This window comes from Stenotrophomonas sp. YJH_SMC_37, assembly GCF_059370035.1.
Window position 1 is genome coordinate 265258 of sequence record NZ_JCAFTG010000001.1, and the last position, 14730, is coordinate 279987.

At 67.0% G+C, this 14730-nt stretch carries 15 protein-coding genes; 8 read left to right on the forward strand and 7 right to left on the reverse strand.

Annotated elements, in window-relative coordinates:
• Positions 1 to 57 precede the first annotated feature (57 nt).
• Genes AC5P8J_RS01380 through AC5P8J_RS01390 form a run of 3 tightly spaced genes read right to left on the reverse strand, consistent with a single transcriptional unit; the run spans position 58 to position 3067 of the window.
• Entirely contained in the window at positions 58 to 1170 is a 1113-nt protein-coding gene (locus AC5P8J_RS01380) for an ABC transporter permease (RefSeq protein ID WP_111097896.1), read from the reverse strand.
• Entirely contained in the window at positions 1167 to 2090 is a 924-nt protein-coding gene (locus tag AC5P8J_RS01385; RefSeq protein WP_111097895.1) for an ABC transporter ATP-binding protein, read from the reverse strand. Before AC5P8J_RS01385 ends, AC5P8J_RS01380 begins: the two co-directional genes overlap by 4 nt.
• Before the next feature lie 20 nt (positions 2091 to 2110).
• On the reverse strand, positions 2111 to 3067 hold the full coding sequence (locus AC5P8J_RS01390) for an HlyD family secretion protein (protein WP_197575784.1): 957 nt from the start codon (positions 3065 to 3067) through the stop codon (positions 2111 to 2113).
• A gap of 441 nt (positions 3068 to 3508) precedes the next feature.
• Between AC5P8J_RS01390 and AC5P8J_RS01395 the strand changes: the two genes are divergently transcribed.
• The 8 genes from AC5P8J_RS01395 (at position 3509) to AC5P8J_RS01430 (ending at position 10126) form a co-directional block, all read left to right on the forward strand.
• A complete protein-coding gene (locus tag AC5P8J_RS01395; protein WP_019659038.1) occupies positions 3509 to 4495 on the forward strand; it encodes a PhoH family protein in 987 nt (328 codons plus the stop codon).
• Positions 4492 to 4977: an rRNA maturation RNase YbeY gene (gene ybeY / locus AC5P8J_RS01400; protein WP_019659039.1), complete on the forward strand. Its 486-nt coding sequence runs from the start codon at positions 4492 to 4494 to the stop codon at positions 4975 to 4977. Before AC5P8J_RS01395 ends, ybeY begins: the two co-directional genes overlap by 4 nt.
• A gap of 47 nt (positions 4978 to 5024) precedes the next feature.
• On the forward strand, positions 5025 to 5630 hold the full coding sequence (locus tag AC5P8J_RS01405; protein ID WP_019659040.1) for a hypothetical protein: 606 nt from the start codon (positions 5025 to 5027) through the stop codon (positions 5628 to 5630).
• A gap of 78 nt (positions 5631 to 5708) precedes the next feature.
• Entirely contained in the window at positions 5709 to 6317 is a 609-nt protein-coding gene (locus AC5P8J_RS01410) for a hypothetical protein (RefSeq protein WP_134729500.1), read from the forward strand.
• Positions 6317 to 6904, forward strand: a complete 588-nt coding sequence (locus AC5P8J_RS01415; protein WP_021203565.1) for a hypothetical protein — start codon at positions 6317 to 6319, stop codon at positions 6902 to 6904. The genes AC5P8J_RS01410 and AC5P8J_RS01415 overlap by 1 nt, the downstream gene beginning before the upstream one ends.
• 64 nt (positions 6905 to 6968) lie before the next feature.
• Complete coding sequence (locus AC5P8J_RS01420; protein ID WP_180832778.1) at positions 6969 to 7850, forward strand: CorC family transporter; 882 nt, start codon at positions 6969 to 6971, stop codon at positions 7848 to 7850.
• Positions 7847 to 9097 (forward strand): lipoprotein N-acyltransferase Lnb domain-containing protein, encoded by a 1251-nt coding sequence (locus AC5P8J_RS01425; RefSeq protein ID WP_021203564.1) that lies wholly within the window; start codon positions 7847 to 7849, stop codon positions 9095 to 9097. The genes AC5P8J_RS01420 and AC5P8J_RS01425 overlap by 4 nt, the downstream gene beginning before the upstream one ends.
• A 6-nt stretch (positions 9098 to 9103) precedes the next feature.
• Positions 9104 to 10126, forward strand: coding sequence for a magnesium and cobalt transport protein CorA (locus AC5P8J_RS01430; RefSeq protein WP_495216579.1), 1023 nt, complete (start codon positions 9104 to 9106; stop codon positions 10124 to 10126).
• Positions 10127 to 10293: 167 nt separating this feature from the next.
• On the opposite strand, the gene AC5P8J_RS01435 is transcribed toward AC5P8J_RS01430, so the two are convergent.
• The 4 genes from AC5P8J_RS01435 to AC5P8J_RS01450 all read right to left on the reverse strand — a co-directional run bounded on the left by AC5P8J_RS01435 (position 10294) and on the right by AC5P8J_RS01450 (position 14646).
• Positions 10294 to 11658 (reverse strand): NAD-dependent succinate-semialdehyde dehydrogenase, encoded by a 1365-nt coding sequence (locus AC5P8J_RS01435; RefSeq protein ID WP_111102040.1) that lies wholly within the window; start codon positions 11656 to 11658, stop codon positions 10294 to 10296.
• Between the two features lie 83 nt (positions 11659 to 11741).
• Positions 11742 to 12584: an ABC transporter permease subunit gene (locus AC5P8J_RS01440; RefSeq protein WP_019659047.1), complete on the reverse strand. Its 843-nt coding sequence runs from the start codon at positions 12582 to 12584 to the stop codon at positions 11742 to 11744.
• Positions 12581 to 13513 carry an ABC transporter permease subunit gene (locus tag AC5P8J_RS01445; protein ID WP_111097890.1) on the reverse strand — a complete coding sequence of 311 codons (933 nt, stop codon included), beginning with the start codon at positions 13511 to 13513 and terminating at the stop codon, positions 12581 to 12583. The genes AC5P8J_RS01440 and AC5P8J_RS01445 overlap by 4 nt, the downstream gene beginning before the upstream one ends.
• Entirely contained in the window at positions 13510 to 14646 is a 1137-nt protein-coding gene (locus tag AC5P8J_RS01450) for an ABC transporter ATP-binding protein (protein WP_005415926.1), read from the reverse strand. The genes AC5P8J_RS01445 and AC5P8J_RS01450 overlap by 4 nt, the downstream gene beginning before the upstream one ends.
• Positions 14647 to 14730: the final 84 nt, after the last annotated feature.

A 14730-nucleotide genomic window follows, 5' to 3' on the forward strand; every position in this document is an offset into this window, starting at 1 on the left:
GTCGGCACCTACCGGAAATGATGCCGGCCAGCGGCCGGCACTACCGAATGACGGGCCTCAATCCAGGCGCTTGCGGAAACGCAGGATCGCCAGCGTCATCATCACCACGATGAAGGCCAGCAGCGCCAGCGCGTCGTGCCACAGCTCCCATAGGGAGGCGCCGCGCAGCATGATGCCGCGCACCAGGCGCAGGAAGTGGGTCAGCGGCAGCACCTCGGCCAGCCACTGCACCGGCCGCGGCATGCCGGCGAACGGGAACATGAAACCCGACAGCAGGATCGACGGCAGGAACAGGAACAGCGTCATCTGCATCGCCTGGAACTGCGAACGCGCGCGCGTGGAGATCAGCAGGCCCAGCGCCAGGTTGGCCAGCACCAGCAGCACCGCGGCCAGATAGATGTCCAGCAGGCTGCCGCGGATCGGCACTTGGAACAGCCAGGTACCCAGCGCCAGCACCAGGGTGGTCTGCAGCAGGCCGATCGCTGCATAGGGCAGCACCTTGCCGACCATCAGTTCGCTGCGCGATACCGGCGTGGCGATCAGCAGTTCCATGTTGCCGCGCTCGCGCTCGCGCACCACCGCCACCGCCGTGAACATCACCAGGGTCATGGTCAGGATCACCCCGATCAGGCCGGGCACGATGTTCACCGCCGAGCGCCGCTGCGGGTTGTAGAAGCTGGTCACGCTGATTGGACCACCTGCGATGCTGCCTTCGCGTAGCGGCCGCGTATTGCTGGTCGGGCGCGCATCCAGTGGCACCTGCGCCAGCTGGATCGCCGCACTCTGCACCACGGTGTCGCTGCCATCGACCAGCACCTGTACCGCTTCGCGTCCATCGAAGCGGCGACGCTCGAAGTCGGCCGGCACCACGATGCCGACGCTGATCTCGCCGCGGCGCAGTGCCTGCATCAGCTGGTCCGGCGTGTAGGCCTCGCTGCGCGGCGTGATCACCCCGGTAGCGACCATGTCCTGCACCAGCGCGCGAGAGGCGGCGCTGTTGGCCTGGTCGGCGATACCCGCATCGAGGTGGCGTAGGTTGAGGTTGATCGCATACCCGAACAGCAGCAGCTGCATCACCGGAATGCCGACGATCATCGCCAGCGTGATGCGGTCGCGGCGCAGCTGCCGCAGCTCCTTGAGCACGATCGCCCACAGCCGGCGCAGGTTCATGCCGCCGGCTCCCGGCCACGGCCGCGGGTGGCGGCGACGAACACGTCTTCCAGGTTCGGCGCTACGGTTTCGATATGCGCTTGCGGGTCGGCGCTGGCCAGCGCGCGCCGCAGCACTGCGACATCCGCTACGCCCTCATTGCACAGCACGCGCAGATGGGTGCCGATCTGCGCCACGCTCAGCACGCCGGGCAGCTCGGCCAGCACGCGGCTGGCCTGGCGTGGCTGCGATGACGTGACCTGCAGCGTGCGGCCGTCCAGCTGCGCACACAGTTCGGCCGGCGTGCCATCGGCGACCAGCGCGCCACGATCAAGAATAGCCAGCCGGTGGCAGCGCTCGGCTTCGTCCATGTAGTGGGTCGAGACCAGCACGGTGGTACCGGCGTCGGCAAGTTCAAACAGGGCCTCCCAGAAGTCGCGGCGTGACTCCGGGTCGACCGCGCTGGTCGGCTCGTCCAGGAACAGCAGTTCGGGCGAATGCACCACGGCGCCGGCCAGGGCCAGGCGCTGCTTCTGCCCGCCGCTGAGCGTACCGGCCAGCTGCGGCTGCCGGTCCTGCAACCGGTACTGCTGCAGCAGCGCATCGACCCGTTGCCGGGCCTGGTTGCGCGGCAGGCCCTGGATGGCGGCGAGGAATTCCAGGTTCTCGCGTACCGATAGGTCTTCGTACAGCGAGAAGCGCTGGGTCATGTAGCCGATGCGCCGGCGCAGTGCTTCGGCCTGCTCGGGAACCGCCAGGCCCAGCACCTCGATCTGCCCCGCACTGGGTTCCAGCAGGCCGCACAGCATGCGGATGGTGGTCGACTTGCCCGACCCGTTCGGGCCCAGGAAACCATAGACCTGGCCACGGGGCACGGTCAGGTCGACCTTGTCCACGGCCAGCAGATCGCCGAAGCGGCGAGTCAGGCCCTGCGCATGCACTGCGATGTCCGCACCGGTGTTCAGAAGCGCACCTGCACCGGCAGCCCGGCCGGAAGCGTCTGCATGTCGCTGGCGTCATCCACTTCGATCTCGGCGAGGTAGCTCAGGCGCTCGACGTCATCGCCGGTCAGTGCGTAGTACGGGGTGAATGAAGGCTCGCTGCGGATCGCGCGCACATGGCCCTTCAGTACGGTGCGCCCTCCCTCCAGCTGTATCTGCGCCGGCTGACCGACCTTGACCTGCAGGCGCAGCGGCTGCGGCAGGTAGACGCGCGCATAGGGGCGCTCGCCAACCAGCAGCACCGCCAGTGGCGCCCCGATCGGTGCCTGGTCACCCTGCCGGTACGGCAAAGCATCGATCACGCCATCGCGCGGTGCGCGCAGCTGCAGCTTCTGCAGGTTGACGCCCTGCACCACCTGCTGCGCCTGTGCGGCGTCGGCGGCCGCCTGGCCCTGGGCGATGTCCTGCGCGCGACTGCCGTGCACCCGTTCCAGCCAGGCCTGCTCGGCGGCACGCACGCTGGCCGCGGCATTGCCGGCGGCCGCCCGTGCACGGTCCAGCTCGGCGGCGGCGATCAGGCGCTGGCGTGCCAATGGTTGCACGCGCCGATAGTAGGCAGTGGCTTCAGCAGACTGCGCGCGCAACGCGGCCAGTTGTGCCTGGGCCTGTGCGATCTGTTCCTGCCGCGGGCCGAGCTTCAGCTCTTCCAGCTGGGCCTGCGCGCGCGCCGTGTCGGCCTGCGCCACCGCGAACTGCGCGTCGCCGCGGGCGGGGTCGAGCTGCATCAGCACGGCCCCGGCCTTGACCCGCTGGCCCTCGCGCACCTCCAACGTGGCGATCACCTCGGCCGCCGGCGCCGGCACCGTGATCCGGTCCCACTCCAGTGTGCCCAGCGCCGTTGGCGTTGACTGCCCACAGCCTGCCAGCAGGCCGATGGCCGCCAGCCCGAGTCCACGCATCCCGTTGCCGATGCCCATACCATCCCCTCCTGCGACGGCGACACGGTGCCAGCTGCCCCGTGCACCCTCAATGATTCCGATCAGCCCTGACGGTTTTTTCGCCACGTACGGGCGAGCCTTTTGCTGCAAGGCTCCTCTCCACCTATCCACAGCTTGATTCAGCATCATTCCACAGCTGGTGTGGAGAACCGAACGGGGGCGGCCGTACTGGGTGCCTGGCAGCGGAAGATGCGCTGCCGTCACAGGAGCCGGCCGGCTGTGACGGTTTTTTCACCACCGCCTCATACGCCTTGTGGCACAAGCACTGCGAAGGCCTATCCACAGGTTTTCGCGCCCCCCGTCCACACCGGGTGTGGAAAACCGCGTATCGGCCCGCTGCTGGCCGCATGCCCGGTACGCGCGTAACCTTGTCATCCCAAGTCCATCGCGGTGGACGGCGAACCCGCCCCACCCCAAGCAATGAAAAGCATCGATCATCGAGACTTCACCCTGTCGCCGGAAGACAACGAGCGATTGGCCAACCTGTGCGGCCCCTTCGACGGGCACCTGCGCCAGATCGAGCTGAAGCTCGGCGTGGAGATCGCAAACCGTGGCTTCGTGTTCCGCATCAGCGGGCCCAATGAAGCCATCGTGGAGGCGCAGAAGCTGGTTGAAGCGCTGTACGCCGAAGCCGGCGAGACCGTCTTTGACAACCACGCCATCCATCTGCGCCTGGCGCAGGCCAATGTCGAGCAGATCGCCGAACGCTCCTACGAAGCGCAGGAGGTCGCGATCAAGGTCAAGCGCGGTACGGTACGTGGCCGTGGCGCCAATCAGTCCCGCTACCTGCACCAGATCGCCACCCACGACATCAACTTCGGCATCGGCCCGGCCGGTACCGGCAAGACCTTCCTGGCCGTGGCCAGCGCGGTCGAAGCACTGAACGAATCGCGGGTGCAGCGCCTGATCCTGGTGCGCCCGGCGGTGGAAGCCGGCGAGAAGCTGGGCTTCCTTCCAGGCGACCTGAGCCAGAAGGTCGATCCCTACCTGCGACCGTTGTACGACGCCCTGTACGAGATGATGGGCGTGGAGAAGGTGGTCAAGCTGCTGGAGAAGAACGTCATCGAGATCGCGCCGCTGGCCTACATGCGCGGCCGCACGCTCAACGATGCATTCGTGATCCTGGACGAAGCACAGAACACCACCATCGAACAGATGAAGATGTTCCTGACCCGCCTGGGCTACGGCTCCACCGCGGTGGTCACCGGTGACCTGACCCAGACCGACCTGCCCAAGCACGTGAAATCCGGTCTGCGCGACGCCATCGATGTGCTGCGTGAAGTCGAGGGCGTCAGCTTCACCTTCTTCGAATCCCGCGACGTGGTCCGCCACCCGCTGGTCGCGCGCATCGTCAGCGCCTACGACCGCCGCGACCTGCATCAGATCCAGCCTGGAGCGACGCCATGACCCGTGGTCCCGTGCGACTGGACGTCGCCGTCAGTTATGCCCTGCCGCGTGCCGGCCTGCCGGCGGCCGTGAGCTTTCGCAAGTGGGTGGCCGCTGCGTTGAAGGGCCGCATCCGCGAGGCCGATCTGGCCATCCGCGTGGTCGATGCCAAGGAAGGCCAGTCGCTGAACCGCCATTACCGTGGCAAGGACTACGCCACCAACGTGCTCAGCTTCCCGGCCGAAGTTCCCGAAGGCCTGCCCAAGGGCGTCAAGTTTCCACTGCTCGGCGACCTGGTGATCTGCGCACCGGTGGTGGCCCGCGAAGCCGACGAACAGGGCAAGGCGCTCAACGCCCATTACGCGCACCTGACCGTGCACGGCGTGCTGCACCTGCTTGGCTGGGACCACGAGGACGACAAGGAAGCCGAGGCGATGGAACAGCTGGAGCGCGACATCCTGGCCGAGCTCGGCATCGCCGATCCCTACGCCGGCGAGCGCTGACGACCACACACACCGGGTTCATCACGGAGGACAACCCCATCGCGCTGTTGCCCGCACTCATCGCCGCTCTTCTGCAGGTAACCACTGCCCCGGGCATCGACCCCGACCGGGAACGACCGTCGCCGTTCCCGGCCAGCGACAGCGCGGCCGACATTGCCGCCAAAGTCGCCGAGGTGCAGGCCTTCTTTGACGTCAGCCAACAGACGGCCCGCCAGGCGGTCGCCGAGGCGCAGCAGCACGCATTGATGGAACGCTTGAGGGCGCGCCACGCGGCACGCCTTGCCGGCATGTGGGTGGACAATGCGACGGGTTGGACCGTCGTCGTGCGATTGACTGGCCCAGCCTCCGAGGCGGATGAGACCCATCCAGGGGCGGACGGCCCGCAACGCGTGCGCTATATCATCGGCGCTTCAATGACCGAAGCGGAGATGCAGCGCCGTCTTCAGGCGCAGCAGGGCTGGTTCATCCCGCAGCTGCCCGGTCTGACCGGCTATGGCCTGGACGTCATGACCGGTGAACTGGAGCTGGAACTCCGGGATACCGCTGGCGCGCGCGCAACGGCGGCGACCGTGCGCGACCACCTGCAGGCGCTGCTGGGCTACCCGGTCAGGCTGCGCTGGTACCCAGCGGCATCGCAGCGCCGATCGCCCTGACCCAGCCGGGCTGCAGGTGCCGGTCCGCGCGCTGCGCAATTGTTTGCCGCCTGGCATGGCGGCACAAGGAAACCAAGGATGACCTCGGGAAACAGCTTCACGGCGATTGCAATGAGTGCGGGCCTGTTCGCAGGCCTGCTGGTGCTGGGCGCGTACACCGTGCGCCGCATCAGCGCCCGCGACCCCAGCGGCAGGCACTGGCTGCTGCGCAGCCTGGCCCTGCTCTCGCCCTTGTGCCTGCTGGCCGGGCTGGCGACCGGCATGATCGGCCCACACCTCACGGGTAGAGCAGAACCCGTCCACCTGCCCGGGCTGTGGGAAACGTCGATGGTGCTGATACTGGCCGGTGCCTTGACCCTGCCGGTGCTGTGGCGAACGCTGCTGCAGGAGCGGCTTGGCAGGCCGGTCAACGCGCTTCCGTTCTTCCATGCCAGCCGCACCTCGTTGCTGGCGCTGTTCGTGCTGGCCGTGATCTACGTGAAAGTGGCCAGGACAGCCGCATCGGAAATGTTGCCCTGGCTGACCAGCCCGGGCCTGTGGCCGGCGGTGGTGCGCATCGCGGGGCAATCGATGCAGATCACCATGCTCGCGGTCGTGCTTACCCTCTCACTGATGGTCGTGCGGCGGGCGATGACCGGTTTCCTGCGCCTTCTCAGCGGGCTGTTCAGGCGCTCACCGGAGCTATGATGGGTGCCCTTCGCCTGCGGAAACCGCCCGTGTCACTGCGCTGCTGCCTGCCCCTGCTGTGTGCCCTTGCGGTCCCATCCGCCTTCGCTTCCAGCGTCGACCTGCCGGCCCTGATCGAATGCCGCCAGGGCGTGGCCGAGCAGGCCGCGCTGGCGCCGCTGCTGGCCGATCCGCTGAAGGCCGTGGCCCAGGGCCTGCAGCCGCTGCCGCAGGGCAACCAGTTCATGAGCGAGTTCCGGCTGGCCAGCCCGATCACCGTCTTCGGCCAACAGACCGATCGGGTGGCGGTGGCCGGCGCCAGCGTCATGGCCGTCCTCGACCAGGCCGACCCACGCCCGCTGGCCAAACGGCTGGAATTGGAGACCGGCTACGACCAGGACGGCAAGTTCATGGCCGGCCGCGAGCTGGTCAGCCGCGACGTGACCGACCCGAAGACCGGCGAGGCCCAGATCGAGTCGATCATCCTCAGCGTCTCCACCGTGGCCTCCCACCCGGGCAAGACCCTGGCCGGCTGCACCTACAGCCTGGACCTGCCCGAGGAGGAGCCGGCCGCGGCCGCCCCAGCCCCGGCCACCGGCAGTCACTGACAGGCCGTCACATCCTGCTAGACTTGGGTCAACGCCCGGCCTGCCGGGTGCCTTTTTTCCAGAGATGTCAGAAGACGACAGTAGTAGCTCCCCTGCGGAGCACAGTGAAAAGAAGCGCGGCTGGCTTGAACGCCTGACCTCCGCCTTCTCCGGCGAACCCCATACCCGCGACGAGCTGGTCGCTGTCCTGCACACCGCGCAGGAAGAAGGCCTGATCGCCGCCGATACCCTGAAGATGATGGAAGGCGCCATTTCGGTGGCCGAGCTGACCGTGGGCGACGTGATGATCTCGCGCTCGCAGATGGTCTCGCTGCCGGTTGAAGCGCCTTTCCTGGAACTGATGAAGCAGGTGGTCGAATCCGGCCATTCACGCTTCCCGGTACACGGCGAGAACAAGGACGACATCCTTGGCATCCTGCTGGCCAAGGACCTGCTGCGCGGCGTGGTCGCCGACAACGGCCCGGCCAACGTACGCGAGCTGCTGCGCCCGGCAGTGCTGATTCCGGAGGCGAAGAAGCTCAACGTGCTGCTGAAGGAGTTCCGCCTGTCGCGCAACCACATGGCCATCGTGGTCGACGAGTACGGCGGTGTCGCCGGCCTGGTCACCATCGAGGACGTGCTGGAACAGATCGTCGGCGAGATCGACGACGAGCATGACGAGGCCGAGGACCCGTCGGCGCAGATCGCCATCCAGTCCGACGGACAGTACGTGGTCGACGCGCTGACCCCGATCGGCGACTTCAACGAGCGTTTCGGCGCAATGTTCTCCGACGAGGATTACGACACGATCGGTGGCCTGGTCACCGAGGCCGTGGGCCATCTGCCGGAAGTCGGCGATGAGCTGGCACTGGACCGCTTCATGTTCCGCGTGGCCCGCGCCGATGCGCGCCGGGTACAGGCCTTCCACGTGACCGTGCTGCCGCCGGACGTGCAGGACGACGCTTGAAGCGCCGCGGCCTGATCCTCATGGTGTGGCTGACACTCTACGTGTTGGCCATGGCCCTGCCGCTGGCCGCCTTCGCGCAGCCGGCGCCGGCCACACCTGCCGTGCCCGCGGCCAGCGCTGAAGCCCCTGCTCCGCGCATCGGCGTGGTGACCATGCAGCCGGGCACGGTGTTCTTCGAACGCTTCGGCCATGACGCCATCGTGGTGGTCGATCCGCTCAGCGGCGACGCAACCTCGTACAACTTCGGCTACTTCGACCCCTCCGAGGACGATTTCATCAGCCGCTTCGCACGTGGCGACATGATGTATTACCTGGTGGCGCTGCCGCTGCAGCAGGACCTGTCGTACTACGACGAGACCGGCCGCGGTGCCAGCGTGCAATGGCTGGACCTGCGCCCGGACCAGGCGCGTGCGCTGGCCGCTGACCTGGCCGAGCGGGCCAAGCCGGAAAACGCGCGCTACCACTACGACTATTACACCGCCAATTGCGCCACGATGGTGCGCGACACCCTCGACAAGGCGTTGGGTGGTGGCCTGCAGTCGCAGCTGTCGGGGCGCTCGCGTGGCAACACCTATCGCAGTGAATCGGTCCGTCTGGCCTCGCCGGCACCATGGATGTGGCTGGGCTTCGATGTGGGCCTGGGGCCGTTCGCCGACCAGCCGCTGTCGCGCTGGCAGGAAGCGTTCGTCCCGATGCGCCTGGCCGATGCCCTGCGCCAGGCACGCAACAGCGATGGCCGGCCGCTGGTGCAGTCCGAACAGGAACTCTTGCCGCACCGCATCGATCCGGAGCCGAAGGAGTTCGCACGCCGCTGGTGGCCGTGGCTGCTGTGCGGCCTGGTGATCGCCGCTGGCGTGCTGGCGCTGCGCAACCGCCCGCGCCTGCTGGCCGGGCTGGCACTGCCGTTCTGGCTGCTGTGCGCTCTGTTGGGTGGCGTGCTGGTGTTCCTGTGGGGCTTCAGCATCCACTACGCCGCGTGGGCAAACCGCAACCTGCTGCTGCTTTCGCCGCTGGCCGTGCTGCTGCTGCCCGGTGCGATCGCGCTGCTGCGCCGGCGCCTGCCGGGACGCATGTTCAGCATCATGTTGTGGCTGCTGGCGGTACAGGCGGTGGCCGCACTGGTGCTGCACTGGCTGAGCCTGCAGGCCCAGTACAACGTGCAGTGGATCGTGCTGCTGCTGCCGGTGCACGCGGCCCTGGCGTGGGTGCTGGGGCGCCGTCCTCACTTGTCCGAAACACGGCCCTGACGCACGATGGCGGGCATGTCATTGCCCGCCTCCGCTTCCGCCCCGGCTTCGGCCAACCCTACCTGCGTCATCAACTGCGTCCACTACGATGACGAGGGCAAACGCCACGACATCAGCCTGGACGCCATCAGCGATATCATCGCCAGTGGCAATGGCTTCGTGTGGGTCGGCCTGTACGATCCCAACGACGATGTGCTGCTGAAACTGCAGGAAGAATTCTGCCTGCACGACCTGGCCATCGAAGACGCGCGCAACGCACACCAGCGGCCCAAGGTCGAGACCTACGGCAATTCGCTGTTCGTGGTGGTGACCACCGCGCAGATGGTCGACGAGCGCATCCAGTATGGCGAAACCCATGCCTTCCTCGGCCCGCGCTTCCTGGTGACGGTGCGCCACGGCGCCTCGCTGTCCTACGCGCCAGTGCGCGCACGCGTCGAGCGCGAGCCGCAGCTGCTGAAAATGGGCCCGTCGTACTGCCTGTATGCGGTGACCGACTTCGTGGTCGACAACTACCTGCCGATCGTGCACCGCTTCCGCGATACCCTGGACCTGCTGGAGAAGGACATCTTCGCCGAGAATTACAAGCGCAGCACCGTGGTGCGCCTGTACGAGCTCAAGCGCGAACTGAACAAGATGCGCATGGCAGTGGCGCCACTGCAGGACGTGCTTGCGCAGCTGCGCCGCTACCAGGGCGAACTGATCCCGGACGAAGTGAAGCTGTACGTGCGTGACGTGCATGACCATGCGGTGCGCATCAGCGATGTGATCGACACCCTGCGTGAGATGCTGGGCACCGCGCTGAGCGTGAACCTTTCGCTGGTGACACTGGCGCAGGGCGAGACGGTCAAGCGGCTGGGTGCGTGGGCCGCACTCTTGGCGGCACCGACGCTGATCACCAGCTGGTACGGCATGAACTTCAGCCACATGCCGGAGCTGAGCCAACCGTGGGCCTACCCACTGATGATCGTTGGCGTGGGCGGCGTCTGCGTAGGGCTGTACCGGCTGTTCAAGCGCGCGAAGTGGTTGTAGCGCGTATCGACCAACGGTCGATACCCACCATGCACGGGGGGCGTCGATACCCCGCAATCCGGTAGGCCCCGACCGTTGGTGGTGGCACATGACCCGCTTCTGGTAGTGCCGGCCGCTGGCCGGCAATCAGGGCAATGCAGGCCAGCGACCGGCACTACCGCTCGGGATCAAGCCACGTAGACGGTCTTGATGTTCATGAACTCATGGATGCCATGGTCAGCCAGCTCCCGACCAAAGCCTGACTGCTTGCTGCCGCCGAACGGCAGCCGCGCGTCGCTCTTGACGATGGCGTTGACGAACGCCGCACCGCATTCCATGCGCTGCGCGAAGCGCTCGCCGCGTACCGGATCGCCGGTCCACACGCTGCCGCCCAGGCCGAAGCGGGTGTCGTTGGCCACGCGCAGTGCCTCGGCCTCATCCTTGACCCGGATCACCGCGGCCACCGGCCCGAACAGCTCCTCGTCATACGCCGGCATGCCCGGGCCGACCTGGTCGAGCACCGTGGCCGGATAGCCGGCATGGGTGCCGGCTATCGGCTCACCACCGATCAGCACCCGCGCGCCCTTGGCCACGCTGGCCTGCACCTGCTTGTGCAGTTCGTCACGCAGGTCGGCGCGAGCCATCGGTGCCAGCGTGGTGCCAGGCTTATCGGGATCGCCGTACTGGCGCTCGCCCGCCGCCTGCACAAAGCGACGGGTGAACTCATCGGCCACCGCCTCGACCACGATGAAGCGCTTGGCCGCGATGCAGGTCTGGCCGCTGTTGTCGAAGCGCGACTTCACCGCTGCGGCCACGGTCTTGTCGAGGTCGGCATCGTCGAGCACCACGAAGGCATCGCTGCCACCAAGCTCCATCACCGACTTCTTCAGCTGGCTGCCGGCATTGGCGGCGATCGAGCGCCCTGCCCGCTCGCTGCCGGTCAGCGTCACCGCCTTCACCCGTGCGTCGCGCAGCACGTCGGCGGCCTGGTCGTTGTCGATGTGCAGCACGTCGAACACGCCATCAGGCAGGCCGCCGTCACGGCACACCGCCAGGATCAGGTCGGCGCACTGCGGCACGTTGCTGGCGTGCTTGAGCAGGGCGACGTTGCCAGCCATGAACGCCGGGGCGAGGAAACGGAACACCTGCCAGATCGGGAAATTCCACGGCATCACAGCGAACACGCAGCCGATCGGCTCGTAGCGCACGTAGCTGCGCTGGGCTTCGGTATCGATCAGCTGCGGCTTGAGATAGTCGGCGGCGTGGTCGGCGTAGTACTCGCAGGCCGCCGCGCACTTGTCGACCTCGGCCAGCGCCTCGGCCTTGAGCTTGCCCATCTCGTGGGTCATCGCCTGCTGCAGGTCGTCGCGGCGCGTGCGCAGCTGCGCCGCGATCTGGCGCAGGATCGCGCCGCGTTCCTGCAGTGAACGCTCGGCCCAGCCGGGGAAGGCATCGGCGGCGGCCTGCAGGCGCTGCTCGATGTCGGCAGCGCCCATCAGTTCATGGCGGTAGGTCACCTGGCCGGTGGCCGGGTCGATGATCTCGACGGTCATGGGGGATCTCCATCTGGAAGACCCCCATTGTGCGTCGCTGTCCGTGAGCCGGGTGTTGCCGGCGCTGTCGACGGACCGTGTGCTCAGCCGTTGTCCTGCCGCGCCAGCTGCAGGTCGCGCTGGCGCCGTTTCTCGGCGCGGGCATTGATGTACCAGCCGATCACCGCAGCGATCGACACCGCCGACACCAGCAGCGTGGCCAATGCGTTGATCTTCGGGCTGATGCCCATGCGCACCGAGGCGAACACCTTCATCGGCAGCGTGGTCGAGCCCGGCGTGGCCACGAAGCTGGCCACCACCACGTCATCCAGCGACAGGGTGAACGCCAGCAGCCAACCCGCCACCAGCGCCGGCGCGATGATCGGCAGGGTGATGCGGGTGAACACGGTCAACCGGCTGGCGCCCAGGTCCATCGCCGCTTCTTCCAGCGACAGGTCCATTTCCTGCAGGCGCGAGGACACCACCACGGTGACGAAGCAGAGGGTGAAGGTCACGTGCGCGATCCAGATGGTGGCCAGCCCACGCGCCGGGAAGCCGGGAATCGCGCCCATCGATGCCAGCAGCGCCATCAGCGAGAAGCCCAGGATCACGTCCGGCATCACCAGCGGCGCGGTGACCAGCGCCCCGAACAGTGGCTTGCCGCGGAAGCGCTTGAAACGGGTCATCACCATCGCCGCCAGCGTACCCAGCACAGTAGCGGTACACGCAGTCCAGAACGCCACCACCAGGCTGGTCCACATCGCCTCCATCAGCGCGCGGTCGGCGAACAGGTCGCTGTAGGCGCGGGTGGAGAACCCAGCCCAGACCATCGCCAGCCGCGAGCTGTTGAACGAATAGAACATCAACAGCAGGATCGGCAGGTACAGGAAAGCGAAGCCGAGCAGCAGCACGCCCAGCGCCAGGCCTTTGCCGGTGCGCGGACTCATGCCTGCTTCCCTTCCAGCAGGCGCTGCTGGGAACGGTTGAAAAGCAGGATCGGCACCAGCAGCAACAGGATCATCGCCACCGCCATCGCCGAGGCGCCTGGCCAATTGCGGTTGTTGAAGAACTCGTTCCACAGCTGGCGGCCGACCATCAGTGTCTCCGAACCACCGAGCATTTCCGGGATCACGAATTCACCCACCGCCGGGATCATCACCAGCATGCAGCCGGCGATGATGCCCGCCTTCGACAACGGCAGGGTGATGCGCAGGAACGCCTGCCACGGCTTGGCACCGAGGTCGTAGGCCGCTTCCAGCAGGCGGTGGTCATGCTTGACCAGGTTGGCGTACAGCGGCAGCACCATGAACGGCAGATAGCAGTAGACGATGCCGATGTAGGCGGCGGTCGGGGTGTCGATCAGCTGCAGTTTCGGCAGGCCCATCGACGTCATCAGCGCCTGCAGGCCGGTGAACTGCAGGAACTGGTCGAGCAGGCCGTTGCGGTCTAGGATCGCCTTCCACGCATACACGCGGATCAGGAACGAGGTCCACGACGGCAGCACCACCAGCATCATCGCCACATTGCGAGCGGCGGGCGACAGGCGCGCGATGGCATAGGCCATCGGATAGCCGATCAGCAGGGTGAAGAAGGTGGAGATCGCCGCGATCCTGATCGAGCTCAGGAACGCCTGGGCATAGATCGAATCGCGGAACAGCGCCAGGTAGTTTTCCAGGTTCAGCTTCAGCGAGAAACCGCCGTCGGCGTACTGCAGCAGCCAGGTATACGGCGGCGAGCCGACCCGGCTGAGCGAGAAACTGATCATCAGCACGATCAGGAACGGCACTGCGAAGAACAGCAGCAGCCACAGGTACGGAATGCCGATCACCGTGGCACGCAGCCCCGGCAGCCAGCGCTTCAGGCCGGCGACGCTCATGAGGTGAGCACCACGCCGTCGTTGTCGCGCCAGTGCACCCACACCTCGTCGCCCCAGGTGAAGCCATCACTGGCCCAGCGCTGCGAGTTGGCGAAGTTGGCCAGCACCTTGGCGCCGCTGGGCAGGCGCACGTGATAGACCGAGTGGCTGCCGAAGTAGGCGATGTCCTCGATCACGCCCTGCGCCTTGTTGGTGTGCCCTTCCGGCTCGTCCTTGCCGATCATCACCTTCTCCGGGCGCAGCGCGAACGCGACCGGCTGCCCTTCATAGCAGGTGATGCCATGGGCAATGTAGATCGGCGCCGGGAACAGCGGCGAGCGCACGGTCACGTACTCGGGCAGGTCCTCGTCGATCACCCCGTCAAACAGGTTGACCGAACCGATGAACTCGGCGACGAAGCGGTTGGCCGGCTGCTCGTAGACCTCGTCCGGCTTGCCGACCTGCTGGATCCAGCCGGCATCCATCACCGCGATGCGGGTGGCCATGGTCATCGCTTCTTCCTGGTCGTGGGTGACCATCACGCAGGTCACGCCCGACGATTCGATGATGCTGACCAGTTCCAGCTGCATCTGCGAGCGCAGCTTCTTGTCCAGCGCGCCCATCGGTTCGTCCAGCAGCAGCAGCTTCGGCCCCTTGGCCAGCGACCGCGCCAGCGCCACGCGCTGCTGCTGGCCACCGGACAGCTGGTGCGGCTTGCGCTTGCCCAGGTGGCCCATCTGCACCAGGTCGAGCATCTCGCCGACGCGCTTGCTGATCGCGTCCTTGCCCAGGCCATCCTGCTTCAGGCCGAAGGCGATGTTCTGCTCGACCGTCATGTGCGGGAACAGGGCATAGGACTGGAACATCATGTTGACCGGCCGCTGGTACGGCGGCAGCGCGTCCAGGCGCTGGCCATCGACGGTGATGCTGCCCTTGGTGGGCGTCTCGAAGCCGCCCAGGCAGCGCAGCAGGGTCGATTTGCCGCTGCCGGAGCCGCCGAGCAGGGCAAAGATCTCGCCCTTGCGCACGTCCAGATTGACGTCGTCGACGGCGACGAAACCGTCGAATTCCTTGCGCAAATCACGAATGGAGAGATAGCCGGGCGCACCGGTCGTGTCGACGACGGCGGCTACCGGCTGGGCTTCAACGGGCATGGGGGCTCCGGGAGCGGGCGGTGGACAGCGGCCGCCATTCTAACGGCCGGGGGCTGCAGGGGATATGACGGAGGCAGGCGGAAG

Excerpts from the sequence above, each read along its gene's own strand:
- AC5P8J_RS01380 (WP_111097896.1), bottom strand. The coding sequence starts at position 1,170 with ATGAACCTGCGCCGGCTGTGGGCGATCGTGCTCAAGGAGCTGCGGCAG.
- AC5P8J_RS01390 (WP_197575784.1), bottom strand. The coding sequence starts at position 3,067 with ATGGGCATCGGCAACGGGATGCGTGGACTCGGGCTGGCGGCCATCGGC.
- AC5P8J_RS01395 (WP_019659038.1), top strand. The coding sequence starts at position 3,509 with ATGAAAAGCATCGATCATCGAGACTTCACCCTGTCGCCGGAAGACAAC.
- ybeY (WP_019659039.1), top strand. The coding sequence starts at position 4,492 with ATGACCCGTGGTCCCGTGCGACTGGACGTCGCCGTCAGTTATGCCCTG.
- AC5P8J_RS01410 (WP_134729500.1), top strand. The coding sequence starts at position 5,709 with ATGACCTCGGGAAACAGCTTCACGGCGATTGCAATGAGTGCGGGCCTG.
- AC5P8J_RS01415 (WP_021203565.1), top strand. The coding sequence starts at position 6,317 with ATGGGTGCCCTTCGCCTGCGGAAACCGCCCGTGTCACTGCGCTGCTGC.
- AC5P8J_RS01420 (WP_180832778.1), top strand. The coding sequence starts at position 6,969 with ATGTCAGAAGACGACAGTAGTAGCTCCCCTGCGGAGCACAGTGAAAAG.
- AC5P8J_RS01430 (WP_495216579.1), top strand. The coding sequence starts at position 9,104 with ATGGCGGGCATGTCATTGCCCGCCTCCGCTTCCGCCCCGGCTTCGGCC.
- AC5P8J_RS01435 (WP_111102040.1), bottom strand. The coding sequence starts at position 11,658 with ATGACCGTCGAGATCATCGACCCGGCCACCGGCCAGGTGACCTACCGC.
- AC5P8J_RS01440 (WP_019659047.1), bottom strand. The coding sequence starts at position 12,584 with ATGAGTCCGCGCACCGGCAAAGGCCTGGCGCTGGGCGTGCTGCTGCTC.
- AC5P8J_RS01445 (WP_111097890.1), bottom strand. The coding sequence starts at position 13,513 with ATGAGCGTCGCCGGCCTGAAGCGCTGGCTGCCGGGGCTGCGTGCCACG.
- AC5P8J_RS01450 (WP_005415926.1), bottom strand. The coding sequence starts at position 14,646 with ATGCCCGTTGAAGCCCAGCCGGTAGCCGCCGTCGTCGACACGACCGGT.